The sequence below is a fragment of the Cytobacillus solani genome, from assembly GCF_001420595.1.
GTDB lineage: Bacteria > Bacillota > Bacilli > Bacillales > Cytobacillaceae > Cytobacillus > Cytobacillus solani.
On sequence record NZ_LJIX01000006.1, the window covers coordinates 495,291 to 521,430 of the forward strand.

Genomic DNA, 26,140 nt, shown 5'->3' on the forward strand with positions numbered 1-26,140 from the left:
TGACAGTTGTCCTATATTTTATTAAATTTTATCTATATTCTAATTATTTAGAATATAATAGAACCAAAGGGGGATGAAATAATGGGGAAAACGGTTCAAAAAAGTAATCGAAGCAAGGGGAAGGGTGAGGATTTTGAGAAAATGGTTCGTACAAGTCAATTTAACGAACTGATGGCTGCTAAGAAAAAATTTTTAGTTCCATCAATTATTTTATTTCTAGGACTGTACTTATTATTTCCAATTTTAATTTCCTATTCAGATGCACTGGACAAAACCGCTATTGGGGATATTTCATGGGCATGGGTATATGCCCTATTGTTGTTCGTTATGACTTGGGTAATGGCAACTATATATATGAAAAAATCTGCTATGTTTGATCGTATGGCGGAAAAGGTCTGGAAGGAAGATGAGTTGGAAAGGAGAGAAGCGAAGTGAATCTTACCGTAGTCGTCTTATTTCTATTAATAGTTGCAATGACTTTGGCCATTACTTACTATGCAGCGAAAAGAACAAATACAGCAAATGAATTTTATACGGCTGGGGGAGGATTAACAGGGTGGCAGAATGGTTTGGCCATTTCTGGAGACTATTTATCTGCAGCCTCTTTTCTTGGAATCGCGGGTGCAATTGCTTTAAGCGGATTTGATGGATTCTTATTCAGTATTGGTTATCTTGTTGCATACTTAGTCGTTTTATTTATTGTAGCCGAACCGCTGCGTAATCTCGGAAAATACACATTAGCTGATATGATTAACTCACGTTTTGATGCTAAAAAAGTAAGAGCTACCGCTGCTCTAAATACGATTACAATTGTTATATTTTATATGATTGCCCAATTAGTTGGTGCAGGTGCTCTAATCAAGTTATTGTTTGGAATTGATTATTGGCTGGCAGTATTAATTGTCGGAGTTATGATGACGGTCTATGTTCTATTTGGAGGCATGACAGCAACAAGCTGGGTGCAAATTATTAAGGCTGTTCTGTTAATGCTTGGTACCATTATTATTTCTTTTTTAGTACTTTCCCGTTTCAACTTCAATATTTTCGAAATGTTTACCACCATGAAAACAGCGACACCGTTAGGCGAAGCCTACTTAAATCCAGGTGTTAAATACAAGGTGCCACTAGATACTCTTTCCCTCATGATCGCGCTTGTGTTTGGAACAGCGGGTCTTCCACACATACTAATGAGATTTTTCACAGTAAGAGATGCAAAAACCGCAAGAAGTTCCGTTATTTGGGCTACTTGGATTGTTGGCATATTTTATGTCATGACAATATTCCTTGGCTTCGGAGCTGCAGCGTTTGTTGGTGCGGATGTTATTCAAGCAAGTAATGCAGCTGGGAATATGGCGGCCCCATTACTTGCGAAGGTATTAGGCGGAGATATCTTAATGTCATTTGTTTCCGCGGTAGCCTTTGCAACGATTTTGGCTGTTGTTGCAGGTCTAGTTCTATCTGGTGCTTCAGCTTTTGCTCATGATATTTATGGACAAATCATTAAAAAAGGAAAAGCATCAGAGAAAGAACAGATGCTGGCAGCAAAATATGCTTCATTAGGTGTTTCTGTGTTTTCTATTTTACTAGCGCTTTTTGCTCAAAATTTAAACGTAGCATTTCTCGTCTCTCTAGCTTTCTGTGTAGCTGCAAGTGCAAATTTGCCTGTTATTATTTTCACAATATATTGGAAGCGTTTTAATACTGCGGGGGCAATGACAGGAATGATCTCGGGTCTTGTGTCTGCTCTTATACTTGTAGCTATTAGTCCGAGTGTCATCTCTCCGGTCGAAGGGGCAGCATTATTTACAGGCAATCCTATTTTTCCATTAACAAATCCTGCCTTGTTGTCTGTTCCAATCGGCTTTATCGGGTCGATTATTGGCACGCTTGTTTCCAGTAAACAGGATGCAAAACGGTATGCCGAGGTAAAGGTAAAAGCGAATACTGGTTATCGTGAGCCATTGTCTTAAATATAGGGGGGAAAGGACAAAACTTTTTGTACTTTCCCCTTCTTATATTTCAAAAAAATTATATATATAAGGAGGAAAAGAGCAGGAAGTAAGAGAATGAAATATTACTAGACGTTCAATTTTTTCTAATGAAAGGATGGTTTATATGCAGTCTAGACCAAAGGAAAATGAATATGCGAATTATTATTCTGGATATGTTAGTTTAGTTCCGGATGGGGATATCGTACATATATTAACGGATCAAGTGGAGGAAACGATTCAACTTCTACAGGGAATCTCTGAAGAACAGAGCCTTTTTCGATATGCTTCTGGAAAATGGAGTGTAAAGGAAGTGATTGGGCATGTAGCAGATACAGAGCGGATTATGGCGTATCGTCTACTTTGCATTGCTCGTGGGGAAACGGTATCGCTGCCAGGTTTTGATGAAAATCCATATGTACTTAATGCCTCTTTTGATCGCTTACCTATTAAAGAGCATATTGAAAATTTAAGGGCTGTGCGGCAATCAACGATTCAATTGTTGAAGGGTTTGGATTCTAGTGTTTGGGTTAGAATTGGCAGTGCAAATGATGTAGATGTTTCAGTCCGTGCGCTTGCATATATTATAGCGGGCCACGAACGACATCATCGCCGAATAGTAAAAGATCGCTATTTGCTGTAATAGACTTGATGGAAGAACTGCTAAACTTGTTTTGGCAGTTTTTTATTTTTTTGAAAAAGTGTCACAAAAATGCGTCATGTACGACTAATCGGTATGAAAGTTAAAAAGTAGGTGAGTGGGAATTGGATAATGAGAGAAGGCATCTCGTGATGGATTGGTATGAATCTTATTATGATGATGTTTATCGTTTTATTTTATTTATGCTCGGTGACAAACAGCTTTGTGAGGATTTCGTACATGATACGTTTGTTCGAGCTTATACAGCAGTAGAGCGATTTGATATGCGCTCCAGCGTAAAAACATGGCTTTTTAGCATTGCCAAGCATTTAGTTTTAGATGAAATCCGTAAACGAAAGCGAAGAAAGTTATTTCCATTTGAAAAGGAAATCCCATCTTCCTTGAATGTGGAGCAACTGTTTGAGCATAAAGAAGCTGTAATTGAGTTGATGAGTGAGATTCAAAAATTAAAGCCGAACTACCGGATGGTAATTATTCTAAAGATGGTTGAGGATTGCTCCACAAAAGAAATCTCAGACATTCTGGATTGGTCTGAAGCAAAGGTGCGCAAAACATTATCAAGAGCACTTCATTCACTTAGAAAAATGAGTCTAAAGGAAGAAGGGGGTGGACAGTTTGGGCAAACATTATGATGACCAATGGAAGCAGCTCCAACAATTTCAACCTCCAAGTTATGAAAAAGATCAAATAAAACAGAGAATTTGGCAAACGATTCGAGAAGAACCTGTTAAAAAATTGCCTAGAATTTTTCCTCCGTTGAAAGGACTCGTAACGACTTGTCTTCTTATTCTTATTTGTGGAAGCTTCCTATGGCTGATTTTTCAACAAAGTGGAGAGCCGCAAACGGCTGCAAATCCGTCTATCGATTATGAGAACTTTAGTTGGGGGCTGGAGGATGTCTATAGTAAGAAAGCAGATGAAGGCTTGGAACTTTTTCAGGAAAAGCAATCGGTCCCAGTTGGAACAGTTAAGGAAGTAACCGAAGAAGAAATGAAAACAATCACGGCAAAATTGCCAATGTTTGTCGAGAAGGAGCTTGAACATTTCCCCTATCCAACAACGATGTATATTGAGCATGTAAAAATGATGGATACGGTACAAAGATACCATTTCTTTATTCCCGACAAGGAGAAATGGATTTATTTCACCTTTGATTATCCAAAGCTTGAATATGCAGAAATTTTTCATGCGATGTCGACATTGACGTTTGATGGAAAGAAGCCATATAGTCATGATGAGCAGCTATATGTCAATCATGGATATGGAAGCATGCTGTTTCCAGTTGGGTTGAAGCCATACTCAATTACCTCCTATAAGGAAATCTATTATTGGGATGAAGGGTCTGATAAGGCGTATTCGAAATATATAGAAACGATTCTTTCGTCTAGGGGCTGGGAGAGGAAAGCCTTTGGTGGAAAAAGTCATACATTTGTTTCAGTAGATGGGAATGAGGTAGTTAGTATCACATGGAATGGAAAAGAATTAATTTATGAGTTCGATTATCCGAATAGTGAAGAATGATTGGCAAATGAGCAGATCATTGCATGGTCTGCTTTTTTAGAAGGAGGAATTAGTGGGGAGATGATTGAATTAGTAAAGCGAATAAATTCAACAAGGATGTGGAAAAAATGACACTGGTTTTAGATAAAAATTTAGCCCATCGTATTGAGCAATCAGAAGTGGATGCTCTATCTTCAAGATTAAGTGCGATCCAAGGAATTTCTGGTAATCCGATGGATGTACAAATTGAGAAATTTGGGAATGCAGCATCAGTGACTATTCCTGATCTAAGAAATAAAGGAGTACATCAGGCACTAATTGACAAACGGCTGCAACATGCAGCTTTTCAAGCATGTGATCTAGCTGTTGGCCAAGCGAAGTATGCTAGCATAAGCCAGAATAATATGGAAAGAGCCGGATTGCAGATTGCCTATACAAAAGCAATATGGGTACAAAGAGAATCATAGTTTGTTCATGAAGCCCGAAATCACGGAGAACAAGAAAACCGGTAGCTATGAAGTATCCAGATCTCTTTAGAATGTTAATAACAAAAGCGATCCTCCAAAAGGGATCGCTTTTTCGTGTGGTATAAAACTTTGCAATTGTAAAATAACAATTGTATATAGGATGAACTTTCCTACTGAAGTAGCATTAATAAGTAAATCTAAAATATCCCATTTTTTTATTGCGTTCTAAAAAATTAGAACATATAATAATTTTAAAATGAAAAGCGAAATTAGAAAGGTGATTATTATGGATTTTAACCAAAAACCGATGGATATCAATCTGGAGCAGCAAAAGCTTATTTCAAGCCCGATACGGGTGAAAATTATTTATTTACTGGATAGCCAGGCAATGACAGCAAAACAGGTAGCTGATGAAATGGGGAAGACGGCGGGCAGTATTCATTATCATATCCAGCAGCTATTTAATGGCGGGATATTGGAAATTGAGGAGATGAAGGAAAACAAAGGGATTATTGAAAAGTATTATCGTTCTAAAGCGACAAAATTTAGATTAAGAGATAAAAATACACCAAATCTAGAAAAGAAACGATCAAGGAGGAGTAGTCTGTCACTAACAAATGAAGAGTTGAAGGAATTTGAATCAGATTTTGATAATCTTTTATTGAAATATGTGAAAAGAACAGTTAAAGAAGATGTCACTCGTACGTCTTATCAAGTTTCTCTGCAGTTAGATAAGTTTCTTGAAGAGGAGGAAGAATAAATGCCGATTGCAGTAAAAAGGAATATGATTTTGTTTCTGCTTGGAAAAATGACTGCAGTGCTAGGTTCGTCTATTTATGGCTTTGCGATAGGGCTATATATTTTGGCGGAAACAGGCTCAAGCCTTAATTTTGCTGTAACATTAATTTTGAGTGTTTTGCCTAGAATCTTGCTTTCGCCGATTGCGGGTACGCTCAGCGATCGTTGGAACAGAAAGAAAATGATTATTACATCAGACTTTGCTTGTGCAGTCTGGCTAATGATCGTTTTACTTTTATTTACTTATGTTTATCCGGAAATTTGGCTTCTGTATGTTGCAACAGCTGTTTTAAGCATCCTCAACACTTTTTATTCTTCAGCGGTCACATCATCCATCTACAACATGATCGGCCCAGATTTTCTGCAAAAAGCTATGTCATTGAACCAGGCAGCTGCTTCACTTTCAACGATATTAGGTCCTGTTCTTGGCGGCATGTTCTTTGGCCTCTTTCAAATAACAACCTTCATGATTATCAACATCATCGCATTTACAATTTCAGGAATTGCCAGTATTTTTATCCAGTATGATTTATTTGCTGAAAAAAAGGAAAAAGAAATAAACAGCACTATATTTACAGATTTAAAATCTGGTTTTGCTTTCGTTAAAAATCAGGTTTTTATTAAGAATTTAATTTTCTTAAGTGTCTTTCTAAATTTTTGGTTCGCAGTATTTCCTGTAGCCATGCCATATCTAGTCCTAACTATCAGGAAAATGGAACCAGTACAGTTAGGTGTTATTGAAGGGACCTTTTCCGTCGGTATGATGCTCATGGCTATTATTTTATCAACAAGACCAGAAATAAAAAGAAAAGACGTAACCATTTTTGGCGGCTTAATAGCCATGTCTACAGTTCTCATTTTACTAGGGCTTCCGAATTTTCCAGGGATGTTGGGCATTTCGAATGCCGTTTTCTTTCCGTATTTTATTCTAATGGTTCTTCTGCTCTCATCATTCATAATGATTGTAAATATGCCAATTATGGTTCTTCTGCAAAAAAGCACGCCAGATGAGTATCGAGGGCGAGTGATGTCTTTGCTGGAAACAGGAGCTAGTGCAATGGCACCGCTAGGTTATATAATATTTGGTTTCCTCCTGGAAAAAATGCCAGTCTGGATATTGTTGGCTATTTGTGGAATGAGCATTATTATATTAATCCTTTATCATATTAAAAGGAGAATTTTGGTTGAGTCGTTAAGAGAGGCAGATAAACCAAAAACAATCACCGCAGAAATATGAAAAAAATCGGCAGGTTTCCACACCTGTCGATTTTTACTCTGCTTTTTCTGAGTGATCAGTAAAAACTGCTTGCAGCAAGTATAAGATCATCCAAATGGTAATAACAAGGAACCCCCAGCCTAATACCTTTTGTTGAGTTTCTAAATAGTTATTGCATATTTGAATCGGTGAGTCGATGTACAGCCATGCCATTAAAGCAAACATAGATAAGTAATTTAAAAAGATAAAGCTTTTTCCTAGTGTTTGCATCTTTTTCCAGCTGTCTCTTAAAAATAATCCAACGAATGGAAGACTAATAAACTTAAAGAGTTCGATATAATAAATGGAGACAGCTTCATCTAAAGCACGCGGCAGCATCCAGTACATTGTAATAAAAACAACAAGAATCATGCCAGGGACTCCGTCTGTATTCCAAGCTGTGAAAAAAGGATGGAATTTTTTTATTAGCATGTCACCAATGAACCAGCCTGCCAGAATAAGAAGAGGCAGCTGGACGAGCATATGGAGCAGCATGATGGACTCTATATAAGCTTTAACAGGAGGAATGACTAATATCCCGTACAAGATAATACCTAACCCTGTTTGTTTCATCTGCTACTCCCCCGTATCATTCTTAAGTGTCGTTACAACGGTATTTGCTGCTTCATCAATTTTTGTAAAATCCATTACTTCAGCTAAATAGCCTTTTCTATCAACTAAATAAAAGGCTGAATTATGTGTAAAGCCGCCCTCTCCATCTGGAATGACAATGACTCCGAATTCTTCCAGTAAATGATCTAGTTCGGCTTGGTCAGCTATTCTTGCCATACGCCAAGTTTCCCCGTCGCTTTCAAAAGCTTTTCTGTATTTTTCTAATGTATCAACGTCATCCCGAGCGGGGTCAAAGCTGATGCTTAAAAATAATATATCTTCCCCAATCCATGCTTTCGGTACTTTGCTGTAAACCTCTGCTAAATTCATTTCTAGCTTTGGACATACATCTGAGCATGACGTATAAATAAAGGTAAGCATAATGTACTTTCCTTCAAATTCTGAAAAAGAGTACACGCGTCCTTTGCTGTCTTCCAAAGTAACGTCAGGAAATTTTGGTTTGTCCTTAAGGAGTTTGTAGGTCCGGGCACTTTCTGCTGTAAATGCCCGAAACCCATCTGTACCAGCATAAAACAATACACAACCTAATAGAACAGTCAAAAAAATCGCTGTTGTATTACGCCAATTTTTGCTCATTTAAATCGCTTCCTGCAGTACCTCTAACTTTTACATAGCGAATAAAATGGATAATAAAGATTGTAAGTCCCACTACGGCGAGTACACCGCCAATTGCACCAAATACTGCAGGTGCCATCCACTCTGGAAAATGTGTTGCCCATCTTCTAGGCGTGCTAAGTGCTCCAGAAATCAAGAAGCCAACACTTACACTAATGATGCCAAGTGTATAGCTGATAAAGCCAACCTTATCTAATCCATTCGTTTGTAAGCTGCTGTCAACTTTAGACAAATAGTAGATAAATCCAAAGATCATAACGACAGCACCAAGCCCCATATACATATGGAAATGTCCAGGTACCCACTTCGTATTATGCATCACATGATTGACAACAATCGTTGCATCGACTATTGCAGGAACGACACCTACAACCCATCCAAACATGGATAAGAAGATTAAACCTGATGCCATATCCCATTTAACTCCTGATTTATAAACAATCATTAATGCGCCATAAGCAGTAATAACGAGAACTGGCAAGCCGTTTGCATAAGATAATACTTGTCCCATGATGAGCATCCATTTTGGCATGACTGAATCCATTAGCATATGGTGAGTATAGATGACTAATGTAAATGCCGTTGACATCGTCCAAGCAATTAGAAATGGTCGATTAGATTTCCATGGACGGTTTGTATAGCGCGGCAAAATTTCATAAACTGCAATAACGCCCATATAAATAATGGAGTTAGCAAAAATATGGCCGAAAGCATAAGTTAAGTTTTTTGCTAATAGTGGATCGAATGTAAAAGCGGGATTAACGACATTAATAATATTCATTATCAAAACTGTTGCTCCAGTTGTTAATGCTGATACGTTAACAATCGTTACCATCGTACTTGCAACAACTGTTGGTGATGGTGCATCTTTTTCTGCTCTTTTTCCAGAGATAACATCCCATCCTAATCCTTTTCCTAAACTTCCATGTTTTTTAATAATGGCTCTGCCTGTATCAATGTAAAGAAGCAAGAAACCAACACCAAGAATAAGCATACCTACAAGATATAATAGGGCGCCGGTAACACCCCAAGCTCCTCCAGATAATGCTGGAAGCGGATACAGGAATGTCCATGCACTTGCATATTTAAAAGAAAATACACCAATAATAACCATAACCACGCCAATTAAAGACAATATAAGATTTAACTTGAATACTTTTTTAGACAACTCAACATAGTTTGATAGGAAATACCACATAACTGCTGAAGCGGCTAATGCTGCTCCCCCAATCATTCCGGTTCCATGAATTGTTAAGAATTGATAGAATGCTGCAGGGGGAAGATCCAGCACGCCGCCTTGAGCCAAAAGCATTAAAATACCAAAAACCATCATAGCAGCAATCACTAATCCACCAATGATTAAATAAGTCGCTATCAGATTATTTCTGGATTTAAATTCTCCTTTATTGATAGTCGTAACCATTTTTCAACACCTCCACCTTTTTATTCAGTTATTACGATTTTGCCGATCATTAAATGATGAGCTAATCCGCAATATTCTAAACATAGAACGTCATACGTACCTGGCTTATCAAAAGTGATGTAAACTTTATTTGTGTAATCTGGCATTGCTTGTGTTTGAGCAATTAAATTCAACTCTGAATCATAAATACCAAACCCGTGAGTGACATCTGTGCTTGTGACATGAAATTCTATCGGTTCTCCCACTTTAAATTCCGTTTCACTCATTTTCCAGCCGAATTGAATAGCTTCGACATCCACGATTGTTGGATCATTTCCTGCCCCATAAACAGGCTGGTTATACGGCAATTCGCGAAGGGTATAAATTGTAATAATAAGCATGACTACAACTAATGTTGCCCCATAAAAAGTTCGTGCCTTATACCACTTCTTTTTGATAGGCTCATAATCACGTTTTTCTTTTGATTTGAAGGCGACAAATCCAAAAACTGCTGTGATTAAAAGCATAAAAATTAAACTGACAATCCATGCTACTGTTTGAACCATTTCTAATACCTCCCCCAAATACTCCACTTTTTTATAGATAAATTGCACCATATCCCCATTTATGGCGATATTAGAATACAAAATTTAGACACAATTAAGCGTGACCCTTGTCACAGAAAATCCATATTTAATTTATTTTATTTTGTATCGTTTTAACCTTAAAAACAGTGAAAGTAAGTATTTGATCCTATTTTTAATAAAGAAACCCATTTGATGTATATTTAATTCCGAATTTTCTGTAAAATTTACCTGAATAAAAATGCAGATCACTTAGGTGATCTGCATTTTTATTTTTACATTATTTATCTTTACTCGGTATCGCACAGTTCCCGTCTACACAGCTTGCATCCTCTGCATCTGCTCCTGATAAATCTTGGAATTTAGGTGCTGCCGCTGATTCTTCTTCCCAGACTTTCTGCAGTGCATTAGCGAAGGTTTCTGGAGTCTGTGCTCCTGATATGGCATATTTCTGATTAATGATAAAATATGGAACGCCACTTATGCCATATTGCTGGGCAATAGCTTCATCAATGCGAACATCATTAGCAAAAGCATTTTTATCTTGAAGCGTATTTAAAGCTTCTTGACGGTCTAATCCAGCATCTTCTGCGATATCTGCCAATGTATTATGTTCACTAATTTCCTTTGATTGTGTGAAATAAGCGTGAAGAAGCTTCTCTGTAAGAACAGCCTCTTTTCCCTTTGCTTTTGCATACTTCGCTAAGCGGTGTGCATCAAAGGTATTTGTTGGCTTCATGTCATCAAAGTTAAACGTTAAGCCAACACTAGCTGCATGCTGTCCGATTCCTTCGTTCGTCTTCTTTGCTTGTTCTACACTCATCCCATACTTCGATGCAAGTGCTTCGTGAATATTTTTTCCACTGTACTTAGGAGAATTTGGATCAAGCTCAAAGCTTTTGAATTCAACCTCAACTTGATCTTTATATGGAAATTGAGCTAGTGCATTTTCTAATCTGCGCTTCCCAATATAACAAAACGGACAAACATAATCTGACCATACCTCTATTTTCATATGACCCCTACTTTCTTAATTAGATTCCCTTAATAGTAGCATAACCGAAGGTGAATCCATTAAAAAATGCTTACAGTGAAAAATACATTTTCCGAAGAATTGAAAAAAATAAACAACATGCAAGGTTGGGCTCAATATACTAATTGTACCAAGGTGATTTTAAAGAAGATAAATGGGTTCATATGCTGCTATTGTTACCAATCAAATCATAATGTGGTGATATCAGGTGAAAACTGATCAAAATCATACGTATTTGTTTCAAAATCTACAAGAGAGCCATTTGACATTTGAGCATGTCTTTAATCGGATCCTTAAGTTTATGAACAGAAATCCCCGGGGAAATTTCCGGTTAATGGTTGGGACAGATTCTCAAGTTCATTGTAACCGAACCGTTTTTATTACAGGAATTGTCATTCAAAATGAAGGGAAGGGGGCATGGGCTTGTATACGAAAAAACATTGTTCCACGAAAAATGCTTCATTTACATGAACGCATTTCTTATGAGACATCTCTCACAGAAGAGATCGTATCATTGTTTACGACAGAGCGGAAAAACGAGATGATTAATATTGTGCTCCCTTATATTTATCAAGGTGCAACCTTTTCGATGGAGGGACATCTAGACATCGGTGCGGGAAAAAGAAATAAGACAAGGGAGTTTGTCAATGAGATGGTGACAAGAATGGAATCAATCGGTGTAGAGCCGAAAATAAAACCAGATGCATTTGTTGCATCCAGTTACGCAAACCGATATACAAAATAAAGTTGGTGAGAAACAAAAAGCACAATGAATTTTTTCATTGTGCTGGCAGGCTTTGTTGTTATTTTGTTGTATGAATTAGATAATTATCTTGAATTTTGGCTGCGACAGCCTCAGTTAATTCAGCTGTCGTTTCGGGAAGTGATGACTGTATAATAGCATTCGCCATTTTTGCCATTATTCCTTCGGCTTTCATTTCAAGGTGACCAGTCATAAGACTTTTCTGCTGATTAATGGCTTCAACGGTAAAAAAACCATGCCCTGAAAACTTTTCATTTAATCCAGTCAAGTTAAAGGTCACCTTAGAAGGCTCCTGCCAACTAGTAATATCAACCTTTAATTCAATTTTTTTCTTCATAATTCCGATATCACTTTTAAAGCACCATGTAGACTCTTTTTTATTGATAATATTGTGATCAATATAACCTGGGACAAGTGGTGCCCAATGATTTATGTTACTTACGAATTCCCAAACAAAACGTATCGGTACATTTACTTCCACTTGTTGTCTAAAACATGTCATTCATTCCCGCTCCTTTTAATCATTTTCTTAAGATGCTTTCCATGAAAATCTATTCTAAATTCAGCGGGAGTATTCCATTTTCAAAGTATGAGCAATCTTTATTAATTAATAACTTTCCATTTTGTTCGTAATTCCTCATACCATCTATTCGTTTGTTCTGGATCCTTATCATTAATAAAAATTTTTCTGTTAGTTAATTCAATATAGATATATGGCGATGAGCCTTTCTGAATAAAAAGTAAACTTTTTCCGTAATCCTTTACTTTAAAATGTCCCTTTGACAGAGTAGGCAGCCCAACACCATTCGTTCTTGCTAAAACTTCAGGCATTTCTTCCATTAATTCAATTCGTTTAATCTCTTTGAGATTCCATTCATCCCCATACATACCTGTAATTTCGAAGTGGTCTTTCTTTATGATTAATTCATAACCTTGATAGCTCGAAATAGTTAGGGCTGTTAATGACCCAATAACGACAATAAATAGAATTGTACTTATTGTATAACTGCGTTTCCGTTTACTTGGAATTTCATATTTTGATAAATACACCAGTCCTCCCAGTAAGTAAAGGAGCATAAAACCAAATTGAACTTCAACCGCATATGTAAAAGATGTAAAGAGAAGTGGAAGCAAGACTAGCATCCCGATACCGGCTGATAACAGCAGCATACCTGTTCTTTGCGGTGAACCCTTTGCAATTAGCTGCTCCTTTTCATGTTCAGCCCTAGAGGCAAAACCCGAAATAAGCCAATACGCTTTCTTATAACGAATCGCCCATCCCAAAAGGATGAAAAGAACGGAAATAATGATTTGTACACTAATAAGTCCCATCATATATAAATACTCCCTTTGATGTATAGTTTATACATTTAATTATAATTGATAAGCGATCATCTTGATAGTAGAGAATGGATGGGGGAAATAGAAGTAAAGAAAGAGCTAAGAAACATTTCAAAGGAATCCATTTGAAGTGGATAAATTCTATAAAAACCCAGAAAAATATGCCATTGGACATGCTTGCTTGATGAATAAAAATAAGTGCTTCCTCCCTATTCAGAAAATACTGAAAATTAATTAATATTTAGGTTGTAATAATAATTATTTTAAAGGGGTGTTGCATGTGTTAAAGGTCCTATCTAGTTCAGCATTAGCATTAGCGTTAACAGGCAGTACGATTTTTGCAGGCATTCAAACCGCAGATTCTGCTAGTAAAGACAAAAGTACATATGATATTAATTTAGCCCACCATGTAGGGGTATCACCAGAGCTTGCTGAGCAGGCAAAACGGTTAGGCATTGACCTTTCAAAAGTAGACCCAGCCGAAAAAGTGGCAAACCATGGGAAAAAGTTTCAACAGGCCGGGGATAATCATGTTGCCTATAAAAAAGCACTGGGGGACGTTCCTGTCCTCGTTATTTTAGCTAAGTATAAGGATGGGGATGAGCCAATAGGGGATATGAAAGGACAAGTCCCTGCCCATTATTATGAAGATTTAATCTTTGGTACGGAATATAATCCGTACGAGTTAGATGAATTTAAGCAGTATGCGGAGTATAACGGGGTCAAGGCTCCAACAGATCGTACAATGCAGAATGCTTACAAGGAATCAAGCAATGGGAAAGTGAATCTCGTACGTAAGGAAAATACTGAATTTGTTTGGGTAGAATTGCCTCATGGTGCTTCGTACTATTTGGATCAAGAGGGGAAATATGCTGAAAATGGCAAGTACGTAAATGGCAACGTGAATGGTGATGCACATACAGGTGAATTTATTCGAGATTTGCTTAAAGCTGCTGATGATCAAGTAGATTTTTCCAAGTATGCAGAGAATGGGGAAGTTCCAAATGTGTTCGTTGTACATGAAGGAACAGGAGCGGAATTCAGCCGTGATCCAGCACAATTTTGGTCGCATAAGTGGAATATATTAAGTGCTTTATATTATGGAAAATACTATGAAACTGGCATAACGGCTCCAGAATATTCTGGTTTGAGTGAGGAAGAGTGGATTAACAAAACCATTGCTGAAGAGATGACTTATGATGGTGTACTTGTGAATAACTACAATATCCAGCCTGGAATTGGAGGCAATGTTGCTGGTTATGATGCAGCAACAAATTCCTATAATGAATCGTTAAAAACGGGACCATTCCCTGCACAAACAGGTGTCTACGCCCATGAATTTGGACATGCTCTAGGGCTGCCTGACTTTTATGATACAGTCTACACTTCTGAAGGTGTTGGGAACTATTCAATGATGGCAGGCGGTTCATGGATGCGATATCCGGATCATGCGGCTTATTCTGGAAATTCGCCAACACATTTTGATCCATTCTCAAAGGTATTCTTAGGCTGGGCTGAACCAATGGAAGTTACAGAGGAAGATGGAGTAAAGACAATTACGCTTCCTCCTATTAATCAAGCAAATAGCCAAAATGGCATTGTTAAAATGGAAGTGCCGGGATCAAACGGAACAGAATATTTCTTATTTGAGAATATTCAACAGGATGGGTTTAATAAAGGGTTAGTTCGTCAAGGGGAGGATGCACATGGATTAGTCGCCTGGCATGTGGATGAAAATATTATTAACCTCTATCAAACAGCTGGATTCCGTCCGAACAATGTGGAGAATTGGCAAAACAAGCGCTTCCAATACAATCAATCAGAAACAGCTGCAGACGGAACGGTTGTGACTCACTATGGATTATCTATTCTTCAGGCGGATGGGAAATATGACCTTGAGAAAAATGTGAATCGCGGAGATGCAGGAGACTTCTTCAAAACAGGCAGTAAGCTGACACCTGTTTCTGGAAAAGTTCATACAGGTTCGTATTACTTCTGGAAAGGTCAAAACTCAACACCTGCTGATTCTGGTATCCATGTAACTGACATCGTTGAAAATAAAGATGGATCGATTACAGCAAAATTTTATTATCAATCCAATCAAGGAAAAGGGAACAAATAATCTTCAAAGCAAAAGCCTGATCTCAAAAAAGGGATCAGGCTTTATTGTGGAGGCGGAATGACCGCAGGAATTCCCTGGCCAGAGCCATTATAATATTGAGGCACTTTGCCAGGATGAAACAAATCACCAATGCGCACCTGATTAGAAACTTCAATCGGACTTTCGATAAGTGGAATAATGACATTCATATGAACCTTTACATTGATATAGACTTCTAGAAATGTATTATTGATACCTGACTCAGCCATTTTTGCTTCTACGTCAGATGTTACATCTCCGATAATTTCTAATCGTACTGGAATCTTAGGACCTAAGTTTGAAAGTAAGGTCATTTTTGTGGCCATGCCAAGTGGGACGTAATAAATGATGCCTGTTTCATTTTTTGTCTTGTCTACATCAATTTCAATATCGTTTTTAAAGTTTTCTAATTGTTCCATATCTCCTGCCTCTACTAAGTTTAAATACTTTTGAACCCTTTTCTGGGACTCGGATATGGCTTTATTATAGATTTGTGGGTTGAAGCTATAGCTTGGTTCCCCTGCGTTTTCATGCTTAACAATTAATTCATTGATATCGATGCTTTCAGAAATATCCTTGTCAATGGCATCATTGATCGCTTGGGCTGCAAATTGACGAGCCCTTGATTCGGCAATGCCAATTAAGGTCGGTTCTATATTCTTGTTAATAATGATTAAACTTCCAAACGTTAATAAGAGAAAAATGATAAAAGAAATAAATAATACATATTTAAATGGCAAAGGGCCTTTAAAACTTCGTCTCCTTCGTACTTTTACTTTTCTAAGCAAAGGATAACCTCCCATTTCAAGTGAAGTTCTCACTCATTTCTTTTTACGTTTATCCATTGGCTGTTAGTAGCTCTGAAAATGAATTCATTTATGTTCATTGGGTCATTTGTACAAATATATGTCCAAAACGTAAAAATAAACATAAGCTTTTTGTCTCTTTTTGCGGAATGGTTTTATTGAAAGGAAAACTAGCGATTTGCATTTCCTTCCTGTATTTGGTATTATCTAGAGAATTATTTTTGTTCGGTTTGAAAGGAAAGAATAAGTTGATACTTTTCGCCTGAATATGACTTTGAGCAAGAATAGTAAATTTCAAAATGTGTATGTATACACAAGGAGGAAACAGAAATGGCAACAGGTAAAGTAAAATGGTTTAATGCAGAAAAAGGATTTGGATTCATCGAAACTTCAGAAGGACAAGATGTATTTGTTCATTTTTCAGCGATTCAAGGCGAAGGCTTTAAATCACTTGATGAAGGACAAGAGGTTTCTTTTGATATCGAAGAAGGCGCTCGTGGACCTCAAGCGGCTAACGTTGTAAAACAATAAGAAATAAAAAAACAGACTCTGAAAATTTTCGGAGTCTGTTTTTAGGTTGTTAATCTATATATTATCTATTGAACTTCTTGCATATAATTTAATTCTTTTTCAGTCAGTAAATCCTTCAAATAGCCGTTTAAAAACAATCCAAATGGATCCAGTTCATTTCTAATGGTTAAAAAGTCAGTAAGCATAGGATAAAGATTGTACAGGTCATTATTACTGCGGTTATGCATTTTTCCCCAATGGGGTCTGCCATCGTATTTTTTCATAATTTGTTCCATATCATGAAAATAATCTTCATATGGCATACCTTTATACATGTGAAAGGCAATATAGGCTGATTCTCTTTTGTAGGAAGGACTTAGCCATATATCATCAGCCTTGACCATGCGGCATTCAATAGGAAAATGAACTTTATGCTTTTGCACCTCAATGCATTCCCGAATCTCTTGGATAGCTGGCAGGAGGTGCTGTAGGGGGATGCAATATTCAATTTCTCTAAATTTAACGATTCTTGGTGTTGCAAATAGCTGATAACTATGTGCTGCAATTGACGTGCGTCCAACACTTTTTGAAGAAAGTCTGCTTATAAAACGACAGGTTTTCGGAAATAATCGGCAAATTTCTGAGAGAATAAAGAACAAATAGTTTTCTAATAGAAGATTTTTAAAATGGTGAAGACGTAAGCTTTTAGGTTTTTGATTGGAAATATTCATCGTCTTAATTTGTACTAAATCTGAATATGGGAATAGATAAAACTCAAAGTGACGATTTGTTTCGATTAATTGGGTAAGATTCTTCTCGAGGATTGGAAACTCTACTTGATCACTTATATATTCGTAAATAGGGCTTTCGATTATTTTTAAGGTAACTTTTACAATGATGCCTAAAGTCCCTAACGATACAAGACATGCATTAAAATAATGAGCATTTTCTGTTTTGGATATAGGCAGGACTTCTCCAGTTGCTGTAACTAGCCATATTCTTGTTACTTGAGTGGAAATATTGCCAAATTGAAGCCCTGTACCGTGTGTTCCTGTAGAAATCGCTCCAGCAATACTTTGTACATTGATGTCTCCCAGATTTTCTTGGGAAAAGCCTTTCCTTCCCAGTTCTTCACCTACTTGATATAGTCGTGTACCGCCAAAGACTGTCACAGTGCCCTTGTCTTTATCAATGGATTCAATCCCAGATAAAGAATCAAGTGAAATGAGCCATTCATCTGATTCAACAAGTCTTGTAAATGAATGTCCAGCTCCGATAACTCGAATGGTTTTTCCCTCAATTACAGCTTCTTTTACAATGGCACTAACCTCATTTATAGAGGTTGGGTAAAAAATTTTTTCAGGCTGGCTCTCAAATGTATGTGCCCAGTTTTTCAATGTATGGCCTTGCTCTGTTTTCATCATAGAAAGCATGCTCCTTCCCCGCGATAAGTATTAAAGAGATAAACAATCTGCTGATTGGAAATACAAATAATTTCCTTAAAGCGCTCGCAAATCTCTCCGGCTTTTGCTGCCCGAAAGACGATTGCATCCCCTATATCAAGGGATAAGTTCTCATAATATACTGGGGTTTGCACTTCGCCTGCTCCCTCTAACGGCAAGAGTTTTCCTCCCATGGGATAGACAGGCTTTGGCATTTTGTCTTTTCCAGCTGCTCCTGATGCTATATAGCCACCGCCAAGACATGTATATATGTTTGGGGCTGGTTTTCTTACAATAGGCAAGGCAAAGAAGAGGGAAGGCTTATAGCTAAAGCTTTGATAATAATCAAATAAAAGCGGGGAATAAAAGCCGGACCCGACTGTTACCTCTGTTACGTAATCTTCCAATGAAGTCGTATGCAGACTGCCTGTTCCGCCGCCATTAACAAGTGATAAGGGGATGTCTTCATCCATGAGTTTCTGAATAACCTTTGTTCGACGCACAGCAATTTCAGGAATCGATTTCTTTTTCAAATAAGAAATGAATGTGTTCTTTAAGAATTGTGAGGGCATGAGGTCACCCACACCGGCTATTTGTGCTTCATATCCCATCATGCCTGTAATCTCAAGCTTAGTAGATTGTTTAATTTTTTTTGCAAGCTGTAAGACTGCGTCTTCATTATTTAGCGGGGATCGTCTGACGCCAAAATGCAGATTGGCAAAAGCAGTACTCATGTCAACATCAATACAAACGTAGAATTTTCCGTCTGTCTCCAAAGCGATCCTTTGTAAATGATCGATATGCTCAGAAGAATCTACCATTAAAATAATTTTCTTTTCTGTTTGATTGATTTTAGCAATTTTAATAAGTGCATCCATGTCCCAGCAAGGGTAGCCGAGCAAAATATCATCAAACCCTTTTTCAGAAAGAAATATTGACTCTTGTGGGGTAAAGGACATTAAGCCTTGGAAAATTCGGTTTGATTGGAGTATTCTTCTTAGAAGAGAAACAGAGCGAATCGATTTGGTGGCAATTCGAATGGTTTTTCCATTCGCTTTTTTAGCAATTTCTTGGCAATTTTCATCAAATGCATCTAAGTCTAAAAGTAATGCCGGCAGAGAAATTTCATTAAGCAGCTGTTTTGAAAGCAAGGCAACCCCTCACATATCATTCATAATTATGTAGCTTATTTTTATTATAAAGGATACGTAAATAAAAGTGGGGATAATTATTTTAAAAATTCAGTTTATTGAATTTAGAACAGAAGGATTTCGTTTATTCCTATGGTAAAATATATTTGGGACATGTCTAAAGATTAAATATATGATGAGGAGTGATTGGATGAAAGCATTAATACATGAAGGAAAAGCAGGTTTTAGCGGGCTATCCTATGGGGAAATAGCTGAAAGGGTGCCTGGAGCTGGAGAAGTAAGCGTTCGATTGAAAACTGCAGGTCTAAATCATCGCGACCTTTTTGTACTGAATCGCCATTTGCCGTCTGATCCGCCTCTTATTATTGGGTCTGATGGAGCGGGAATGATTGATGCAGTAGGTGAAGGCGTACATACAGTTAAAGTCGGGGATGAGGTAATGATTAATCCTGGACTCGGATGGCAAGAAAAAAGCGATGCACCACCAGCAGGCTTTGAGATCGTTGGACTTCCTGATCATGGGACATTTGCAGAGAAGATTGTCGTACCTGCAGAAAATACAGTTCCAAAGCCAACATATTTATCCTGGGAAGAAGCAGGTGTCCTTTCTTTAGCAGGACTCACGGCCTATCGTGCTTTATTTACTCGAGGAAAAGTAACTTCTGGAATGAAGGTGTTTATTCCAGGGATTGGCAGTGGGGTCGCCACTTTTCTATTGCAATTCGCAAAAGCTGCTGGGGCAGAAGTATATGTAAGCTCACGTTCAAAGAAAAAATGTGATCGTGCACTAGAACTTGGTGCACATCAAGCGATTGACAGCAATGAGGATTGGAGTAAGGCGTTAAAAGGTGTGAAAATGGATCTGGTCATTGAATCTGTCGGAGCAGCCACATTCAATAAGTCATTAGAACAACTTCGCAGTGGGGGAACGATCGTTATATTTGGTGCTTCCGCTGGAGATGAAGTAACATTTAACCTGCGCACATTTTTCTATGCTCAGCAAAATCTCCTAGGATCCACAATGGGAAGTGCTGAAGAATATAAAGAAATGCTCCAGTTTATGGAGAGGCATCAGTTGAAACCAGTAATCGATGAAGTTTTTGATTTAAGCGAATTTGACAGGGCGTTTCAACGATTAGAGGAAGCAGAGCAAATGGGGAAAATAGGATTCATAATTCGTTCCGAAATGCTTTAAGTTCATTTTAATAAGAATTAGAATATAATAGAAGAGACAATATATAAAGTAAAAGGCAGGAAATCAAAATGATTGTGAAAACAGAAGAAGATTTAAACGGCTTAAAAGAAATTGGCAAAATTGTTGCGCTTATAAGGGATGAATTAATTGCAATGACGAAGCCAGGCATAACAACGAAGGAATTAGATGATTATGCTGGGGAGCTTTTTGAAAAGCATGGCGCTTTATCAGGTCCGAAGGGGGAATATGATTTCCCTGGATTCACATGTATAAGTGTGAATGAAGAGGTTGCACACGGAATACCAGGAAAGCGGGTCATTCAGGAAGGCGATCTCGTGAATATAGATGTATCTGGATCAAAAAATGGATATTTTGCCGATACGGGCTTGTCTATCGTCGTTGGAGACGATCAAAAGCTAGAGAAGCTTTGTGAAACAGCACAGTTGGCATTTGAAGAAGGACTGAAAAAAATAAAAGCGGGCGCAAAGCTTAGCATGATTGGTAAAGTAGTTAATAGAACAGCGAATCAGCATGGCTATACGGTTATTAAAAACTTAACAGGTCACGGAATTGGGCATTCCTTGCATGAAAAGCCTGACCATATTTTAAATTATTTTGAGCCATGGGATTCTCAATTATTAAAGGATGGAATGGTGCTTGCTTTTGAACCGTTCGTTTCAACTGGAGCCGAAGAAGTCATTGAACTTGATGATGGCTGGACATTTGTAACAAGAGACAAAAGCTATGTAGCACAATGTGAGCATACATTAATTGTTACAAAAGGTGAACCGATTATTCTTACTAGATAATAATTGTTAGCAGAAAAACTAACCATCAGCAGTGCACTTAACTGACGGTTAGTTTTCTTTCTTTATGCAATGGAGCAGAGTGAATTAAAAAGGTGAATAAAAGGAAATGATGATAATGGAATTCAAAAAAACAATGGGAATGAGTTAGGCTATTACTTCCTCTTATTACCCTTCAAATTATTTAATTAATCAAAGCCCTCCGCTAGGTATGGAGGGCTATTTTTCTAATTGGTTTTCAAGAATTTTACACAGACAGGTTCAGGAACAGAAATATCTGACTGCAGTAATGTTAGCTTTCCTGTCATTTGATCACGTGAAAACAAAACTAGATTATTGGAATTTTGATTAGAGGCAACTACAAATTTCTCGGTCGGATCCAGTGCAAAGTCTCTTGGCCAATTTCCTTCAGTTGAAGTATGTTCAATAAACTTTAGCTTCCCTGATTCCTGCATTATACTAAATACTGCAATACTATTATGCCCACGATTTCCAGCGTACACATATCGACCATCTGAAGAGATATGAATAGCACTACCTTGATTGTTTTCTCGAAAATCCTCGGGAATGGTAGAAATGGTTTGAAGGTGTGTTAGGCTGGCAGTATCGGGTTCATACGTAAATGCGATTGCCTCTGAGCTGAATTCAGTCATGACATAGACGTATTTTCCGTTCGGATGGAATACAAGATGTCTTGGTCCGCTTCCAGGTTTAACTGACAAACTATTTTTCTCCTTTAAAACTCCTTCATTTAGATCATAAATGATGATTTGATCTATTCCGAGGTCAACAGCGATAATATATTTCTCATCGGGAGTCGGGGCCGCGTAATGAGTATGAGGGAATGTATCTCCTCCTTGGTTTTGGAGTTTGATTACTGAGCTTACCGGCAATATTGAACCATCTTTATCGTCGATTAAAAAGGATTCGACTGTGCCTTTATGATAATTTGCACTAAAGATATTAGACGTTTTGAGATCTAAGCTTACATGACAAGGAGGTGCCCCTTCAGTAACTTGTTTGTTAATTATTTCTAGTTTATTATCAAGGACCTTAAACGATGCAACACCGCCAGTTTCTCCTTCTTTTATAACAGAATACAGAAATTGATTATCGCTGCTAATGGCCAAATAAGTTGGATTATCTAATTTAGCAGCAAGCTTAATATCAGTGATTTTCCCTGTTTCCGTATTTAATGAAAATGCATAAATACCCTCACTTTCGCTCTTCGTATATGTACCGATATATCCTATTTGCTTGTTGTTTTCCAAAATGAATCCTCCTTAAAAATTTTCTATTATTTCTTAAATGTATCATAGATAAACTGTGATTAAAAAATAGCAGGTAATAAAAAAGGAAATTCTACTACGCGGAGAGAATGTACCAACATAGATTTGTGAGAGGATGAGGAGATGCTACCACCAAATGGAATTCTAACGACGTGGGGGAAATTCTGTGATTTTCCCATGGAGACCTTAACTAAAGCTTGGTTTTATCAAAAATCAAGCAGGAGAAAACAACGTTCAGTTTCTTTAATGAAGGAACATAGGGAACAATATGGGATTTCGGGTAATTGTTTTGATCTTGCTATTTGGCTGCTTGATGAGTTTGAAAAAGATGGAATTGAAGCCTATCCAATCGGCAACTATTTAAATACAGAAAAAGCTCATACAGCAGTAGTAGCATTAGATGAAAGAGGAAGGAGATTTCTGTGTGATCTTGGAGATCAGTGGCTAAAGCCAATATTAATAGATTCAGCGCAGCATGATTTTACTGGTGAAATACTAAGTGGATTTTTTCCAGCTGCTCAAGTACAAATTAAACCTGTTAGTAGTAGTGTTGAGGTAATCTATTACAGACCCAGTGGGAAATTATCTCGCCAAGTCTATCATACCGAGCCACTTGATTTGAAATTGTTTATGGAAGCGGCAGAATATTCCCAAAACCAGATTCGACCAAGGCCGCTGCTAGAAGTAAGAACACCCTACAAAAGTGAAATAGCCCACTGGGAATTCTGTAATTGGGAAAGCTATTTAAGTACAAGTGAAGGATTATTTAAAGAAGAACAGTTGCTCACAATTGAAGAGTGGGTGGAAAGAATTCATTCAAAGACAAGGTATGATAGAAAATTCTTATTCGAGGCGCTGGAATTCTATCAAATGAGTTATAGGAGAGGTTGAGGTATCTGGATATTTGCATTTTGAGCAGCTAGATGCGGGTAAAAGGGAAAAGGTATTTCGCGGTAACCAAAAGCAAGCATTGGTGCCCGTAAAAGAGGGAAAAAGCAATCCGCGGTAACCAAAGGGGAGCATTGGTTCCAGTAAATGGGGAAAAAAGCATTTCAGGGTAACCAAAGGGGAGGGTAAGTGCCCGTAAACGAGAAAAATAGTGTTCCACGGTAACCAAAGAGGAGCAATGATGCCCGTAAACGGGGGAAATAGCGTTCCACGGTAACCAAAAGCAAGCATTGGTGCCCGTAAACGAGGAAAAAAGCAATCCGCGGTAACCAAAGGTAAGCATTGGTGCCCGTAAACGAGGAAAAAAGCATTTCACGGTAACCAAAGGGGAGCAATGATGCCCGTAAACGAGGAAAATAGCGTTCCACGGTAACCAAAAGCAAGCATTGGTGCCCATAAACGAGGACAATAGTGTTCCACGGTAACCAAAGGCAAGCATTGGTGCCCGTAAACGTGGGAAATAGCGTTCCGCGGTAACCAAAGACCAGTAAAGATTCCATTAAACTAGGATTTTTGGTCTTACGGTCATTTAAGAGTAAGTAAACAATCTATTTGACTACTTTCAAAATGAGATTTACTGCCCTTTTTTATATTCCATCAGCCAGCAATCCCTATATTCTCCTTCGTGCAGCTCATGTTTAGGCAACATTTTAATTTTGGTAAATCCGCACTTTTCATAGCAGTGAATAGCTCTTACATTCTTTATTTGTGGGTCCATTACAACCATATCAGCTTGTTTTTGTTCAATTAAAAAATTTACCATCGATTGTACAAGCAGTGTCCCTATTCCTTTATTCCAATAGTTAGGTTCACCAATAAATTGATCGATGCCATAAATATTTTCTCTGTTTCCTTCATAACCATATTCATTTCTTGTGTTCTGGTCTAATTGATAATATTGGATGTATCCAATTTCAATTTTGTTATATTCAATGATGCAGCCGTTTACTTCGTTTTTGCGATCGAAAAATTTTTGATTTACCTTTTTCAGATCAAACGGATTGTCTCTGCCCTCATAATATTCCAGAACAGCTGGATCAGAAAGCCATTTGGCTAATAGGTGGTTATCTTTTAATTCAAGGTTCCTTACGAGTAAGTGATTATTAGTAAATAACATATTTTCTCCTTTCAGTTAAATGATTACATAGTTTGATTATTATATTCGCTAGCTTAGTATTCATCTCCTTTTGATTAATATTGTTTATTTCTAGGAGAATTTCGGAGGGATTTTATGAATTTATTAGAGCAGCTTAAGAATAGGATTCCATCACTTCAAACCTCGACAATGATCGAACAAATTAATAAAGGTTTCTCGAATGATAATAAATATGTTGTTAAAATGGCGGATGGCAAAAAGTATTTGCTCCGGACAGCGGCGATTGACCAGTATGAAAGGAAAAAATCAGAATTTAATTTAATTACCGATTTGCAAAATTATTGTATCCAGTCACCGCAGCCGATTGCCGTAGGCAAAGTAGAAGAATTAAATCTTTGTTATTACCTGCTCTCTTATATTGAGGGGGAGGATGCACGTGAATTACTGCCGTTCTACAGTATTCAAGATCAATATAAAATAGGTTTATTTGCTGGCATTGACTTAGCAAAAATACATGCTGTTCGTGCTCCAGCATCGATTGACCATTGGTACGACAGAATAATGAAAAAGCATCAGAAATATGTTGAAGCCTACTGGTCATGTGGATTGAAAATTCGAGGCGATTATGAAGTTATCAACTTTATTGATAAAAATGAGCGGCTCTTAATAAATCGTCCCAGTCGGATTCAGCATGATGATTTCCATGTAGGTAATATCATTGTAGAAAACAGGCAATATGCTGGAATCATCGACTTCAACCGTTATGATTGGGGAGACCCGTACCATGATTTTCTGAAAGTTGGCTTGTTTAGTAGAGAAGTTAGTATCCCATTTTCAATCGGACAGATAAATGGCTATTTTAATGAAGAAATCCCTGAGGATTTTTGGACATTATATTCAATTTACTTAGGGATGAGTATCTTTTCTGCCATTGTCTGGACGATAAAAGTCGTTCCTGAGAATTTAAATGAAATGATTGAGCGGATTTATCAAATTCTAGAGGATCATAAAAACTTTGAATTAACAAAGCCTATTTGGTTTAAGTAAAATCGTCACTGGCTTTCCGCTGCTCTTTTTAGCAGCGGGAAACTTACTCATTCGATTTATGTACTTTTATTTCTACAGCATATAAGCTATTGGGTAAATATAGGATTTCCAGTTGCTTGTCTTTAAAATGTGCATCATGGTCATTCCTGCTAATTTGGAGGTGATGGACAAATAGGGTCTTATCTTTAAAGACTAATTCAAATAACCATTCTGGCCCAGAATCAGGGTTATCATATTCAACCTTTAGCGGAACACCAACCTTTGTTTCAAATTGTTTATTTTCATAAGCCATCCAATCTTTATAAAGGAGATGCGATGAATGATAAAAATCTGCTCCTACACTAATAAATATGATGATAACGAAAACGGATGCAATTTTTGCTAGGATATTCTTTGTGGAAATTAAGATTAAGCAAAAAACAAATATGAAACAGAGCATAAAACTTAATCCACAATAATTATTCAGCATTTCATTTAAAATAAATTGTTCTTTTATAATTTCTGCCACAACCCATAATAGGAATGATAGGAGCAAAAATATTAGAAGTAATACTGCACAAGAAATGACAGGCAGATTCCTATTCTTATAATTTAATTGTTTCTTTCCTGTTCCTTTCCTCTTCTTCAATTGAAATTTCCCCCTCTATTTAAAACCCTTATCTAATTTACG

At 37.3% G+C, this 26,140-nt stretch carries 28 protein-coding genes; 15 read left to right on the top strand and 13 right to left on the bottom strand.

The window, feature by feature from the left end; genetic code table 11:
* Positions 1–81 precede the first annotated feature (81 nt).
* The 8 genes from AN957_RS04265 (at position 82) to AN957_RS04300 (ending at position 6,651) form a co-directional block, all read left to right on the top strand.
* Positions 82–435 carry a DUF485 domain-containing protein gene (locus AN957_RS04265; protein WP_075209080.1) on the top strand — a complete coding sequence of 118 codons (354 nt, stop codon included), beginning with the start codon at positions 82–84 and terminating at the stop codon, positions 433–435.
* A complete protein-coding gene (locus AN957_RS04270; RefSeq protein ID WP_053479138.1) occupies positions 432–1,970 on the top strand; it encodes a solute symporter family protein in 1,539 nt (512 codons plus the stop codon). The genes AN957_RS04265 and AN957_RS04270 overlap by 4 nt, the downstream gene beginning before the upstream one ends.
* 145 nt (positions 1,971–2,115) lie before the next feature.
* On the top strand, positions 2,116–2,631 hold the full coding sequence (locus AN957_RS04275) for a DinB family protein (RefSeq protein WP_053479137.1): 516 nt from the start codon (positions 2,116–2,118) through the stop codon (positions 2,629–2,631).
* Between the two features lie 122 nt (positions 2,632–2,753).
* Complete coding sequence (locus AN957_RS04280) at positions 2,754–3,281, top strand: RNA polymerase sigma factor (protein ID WP_053479136.1); 528 nt, start codon at positions 2,754–2,756, stop codon at positions 3,279–3,281.
* Positions 3,265–4,170, top strand: coding sequence for a hypothetical protein (locus AN957_RS04285; RefSeq protein ID WP_053479135.1), 906 nt, complete (start codon positions 3,265–3,267; stop codon positions 4,168–4,170). Before AN957_RS04280 ends, AN957_RS04285 begins: the two co-directional genes overlap by 17 nt.
* A gap of 107 nt (positions 4,171–4,277) precedes the next feature.
* On the top strand, positions 4,278–4,616 hold the full coding sequence (locus AN957_RS04290) for a hypothetical protein (protein WP_056682509.1): 339 nt from the start codon (positions 4,278–4,280) through the stop codon (positions 4,614–4,616).
* A gap of 286 nt (positions 4,617–4,902) precedes the next feature.
* Positions 4,903–5,376: an ArsR/SmtB family transcription factor gene (locus AN957_RS04295; protein WP_231690194.1), complete on the top strand. Its 474-nt coding sequence runs from the start codon at positions 4,903–4,905 to the stop codon at positions 5,374–5,376.
* Entirely contained in the window at positions 5,377–6,651 is a 1,275-nt protein-coding gene (locus AN957_RS04300) for an MFS transporter (RefSeq protein ID WP_053479133.1), read from the top strand.
* Positions 6,652–6,684: 33 nt separating this feature from the next.
* Here AN957_RS04300 and AN957_RS04305 read toward each other — a convergent pair whose 3' ends face one another.
* The 5 genes from AN957_RS04305 to AN957_RS04325 form a co-directional block, all read right to left on the bottom strand.
* On the bottom strand, positions 6,685–7,242 hold the full coding sequence (locus AN957_RS04305) for a hypothetical protein (RefSeq protein ID WP_053479132.1): 558 nt from the start codon (positions 7,240–7,242) through the stop codon (positions 6,685–6,687).
* 3 nt (positions 7,243–7,245) lie between these two features.
* Positions 7,246–7,878 (bottom strand): SCO family protein, encoded by a 633-nt coding sequence (locus AN957_RS04310; RefSeq protein ID WP_053479131.1) that lies wholly within the window; start codon positions 7,876–7,878, stop codon positions 7,246–7,248.
* Positions 7,859–9,340, bottom strand: coding sequence for a cbb3-type cytochrome c oxidase subunit I (locus AN957_RS04315; protein WP_056682510.1), 1,482 nt, complete (start codon positions 9,338–9,340; stop codon positions 7,859–7,861). Before AN957_RS04315 ends, AN957_RS04310 begins: the two co-directional genes overlap by 20 nt.
* Positions 9,341–9,360: 20 nt before the next feature.
* Positions 9,361–9,885: a cupredoxin domain-containing protein gene (locus AN957_RS04320; RefSeq protein ID WP_053479129.1), complete on the bottom strand. Its 525-nt coding sequence runs from the start codon at positions 9,883–9,885 to the stop codon at positions 9,361–9,363.
* Between the two features lie 298 nt (positions 9,886–10,183).
* The gene (locus tag AN957_RS04325) at positions 10,184–10,918 is read right to left on the bottom strand and encodes a DsbA family oxidoreductase (protein WP_053479128.1); all 735 of its coding nucleotides are present in this window, start codon (positions 10,916–10,918) and stop codon (positions 10,184–10,186) included.
* Between the two features lie 226 nt (positions 10,919–11,144).
* On the opposite strand from AN957_RS04325, the gene AN957_RS04330 reads away from it, so the two are divergent.
* The gene (locus AN957_RS04330) at positions 11,145–11,681 is read left to right on the top strand and encodes a ribonuclease H-like YkuK family protein (RefSeq protein ID WP_053479127.1); all 537 of its coding nucleotides are present in this window, start codon (positions 11,145–11,147) and stop codon (positions 11,679–11,681) included.
* Between the two features lie 58 nt (positions 11,682–11,739).
* On the opposite strand, the gene AN957_RS04335 is transcribed toward AN957_RS04330, so the two are convergent.
* Together AN957_RS04335 and AN957_RS04340 are read right to left on the bottom strand one after the other, a co-directional pair.
* Positions 11,740–12,201: an SRPBCC family protein gene (locus tag AN957_RS04335; RefSeq protein ID WP_053479126.1), complete on the bottom strand. Its 462-nt coding sequence runs from the start codon at positions 12,199–12,201 to the stop codon at positions 11,740–11,742.
* A gap of 101 nt (positions 12,202–12,302) precedes the next feature.
* Positions 12,303–13,034: a DUF3784 domain-containing protein gene (locus AN957_RS04340; protein ID WP_053479125.1), complete on the bottom strand. Its 732-nt coding sequence runs from the start codon at positions 13,032–13,034 to the stop codon at positions 12,303–12,305.
* A gap of 286 nt (positions 13,035–13,320) precedes the next feature.
* Between AN957_RS04340 and AN957_RS04345 the strand changes: the two genes are divergently transcribed.
* Positions 13,321–15,162 carry a M6 family metalloprotease domain-containing protein gene (locus tag AN957_RS04345; RefSeq protein ID WP_056682513.1) on the top strand — a complete coding sequence of 614 codons (1,842 nt, stop codon included), beginning with the start codon at positions 13,321–13,323 and terminating at the stop codon, positions 15,160–15,162.
* 41 nt (positions 15,163–15,203) lie between these two features.
* Here AN957_RS04345 and yunB read toward each other — a convergent pair whose 3' ends face one another.
* Positions 15,204–15,968 carry a sporulation protein YunB gene (gene yunB / locus AN957_RS04350; protein ID WP_053479123.1) on the bottom strand — a complete coding sequence of 255 codons (765 nt, stop codon included), beginning with the start codon at positions 15,966–15,968 and terminating at the stop codon, positions 15,204–15,206.
* Between the two features lie 348 nt (positions 15,969–16,316).
* Between yunB and AN957_RS04355 the strand changes: the two genes are divergently transcribed.
* On the top strand, positions 16,317–16,517 hold the full coding sequence (locus AN957_RS04355; RefSeq protein ID WP_053479122.1) for a cold-shock protein: 201 nt from the start codon (positions 16,317–16,319) through the stop codon (positions 16,515–16,517).
* Positions 16,518–16,582: 65 nt separating this feature from the next.
* Here AN957_RS04355 and AN957_RS04360 read toward each other — a convergent pair whose 3' ends face one another.
* Both AN957_RS04360 and AN957_RS04365 read right to left on the bottom strand, forming a co-directional pair.
* Positions 16,583–17,917: a D-arabinono-1,4-lactone oxidase gene (locus AN957_RS04360; RefSeq protein ID WP_142108997.1), complete on the bottom strand. Its 1,335-nt coding sequence runs from the start codon at positions 17,915–17,917 to the stop codon at positions 16,583–16,585.
* A complete protein-coding gene (locus tag AN957_RS04365; RefSeq protein ID WP_053479120.1) occupies positions 17,917–19,089 on the bottom strand; it encodes an amino acid deaminase/aldolase in 1,173 nt (390 codons plus the stop codon). The genes AN957_RS04360 and AN957_RS04365 overlap by 1 nt, the downstream gene beginning before the upstream one ends.
* A gap of 190 nt (positions 19,090–19,279) precedes the next feature.
* Between AN957_RS04365 and AN957_RS04370 the strand changes: the two genes are divergently transcribed.
* Together AN957_RS04370 and map are read left to right on the top strand one after the other, a co-directional pair.
* Entirely contained in the window at positions 19,280–20,284 is a 1,005-nt protein-coding gene (locus AN957_RS04370) for a zinc-binding dehydrogenase (RefSeq protein WP_053479119.1), read from the top strand.
* A gap of 68 nt (positions 20,285–20,352) precedes the next feature.
* Positions 20,353–21,093 (top strand): type I methionyl aminopeptidase, encoded by a 741-nt coding sequence (map, locus tag AN957_RS04375; RefSeq protein WP_056682518.1) that lies wholly within the window; start codon positions 20,353–20,355, stop codon positions 21,091–21,093.
* Positions 21,094–21,317: 224 nt separating this feature from the next.
* On the opposite strand, the gene AN957_RS04380 is transcribed toward map, so the two are convergent.
* Complete coding sequence (locus AN957_RS04380) at positions 21,318–22,361, bottom strand: lactonase family protein (RefSeq protein ID WP_053479117.1); 1,044 nt, start codon at positions 22,359–22,361, stop codon at positions 21,318–21,320.
* 141 nt (positions 22,362–22,502) lie between these two features.
* Between AN957_RS04380 and AN957_RS04385 the strand changes: the two genes are divergently transcribed.
* A complete protein-coding gene (locus AN957_RS04385; protein ID WP_053479116.1) occupies positions 22,503–23,270 on the top strand; it encodes a hypothetical protein in 768 nt (255 codons plus the stop codon).
* A gap of 631 nt (positions 23,271–23,901) precedes the next feature.
* Here AN957_RS04385 and AN957_RS04390 read toward each other — a convergent pair.
* The gene (locus tag AN957_RS04390; RefSeq protein ID WP_053479115.1) at positions 23,902–24,444 is read right to left on the bottom strand and encodes a GNAT family N-acetyltransferase; all 543 of its coding nucleotides are present in this window, start codon (positions 24,442–24,444) and stop codon (positions 23,902–23,904) included.
* A gap of 114 nt (positions 24,445–24,558) precedes the next feature.
* Between AN957_RS04390 and AN957_RS04395 the strand changes: the two genes are divergently transcribed.
* The gene (locus AN957_RS04395) at positions 24,559–25,470 is read left to right on the top strand and encodes an aminoglycoside phosphotransferase family protein (protein WP_053479114.1); all 912 of its coding nucleotides are present in this window, start codon (positions 24,559–24,561) and stop codon (positions 25,468–25,470) included.
* A 43-nt stretch (positions 25,471–25,513) separates the two neighbouring features.
* On the opposite strand, the gene AN957_RS04400 is transcribed toward AN957_RS04395, so the two are convergent.
* A complete protein-coding gene (locus AN957_RS04400; protein WP_056682519.1) occupies positions 25,514–26,098 on the bottom strand; it encodes a hypothetical protein in 585 nt (194 codons plus the stop codon).
* Positions 26,099–26,140: the final 42 nt, after the last annotated feature.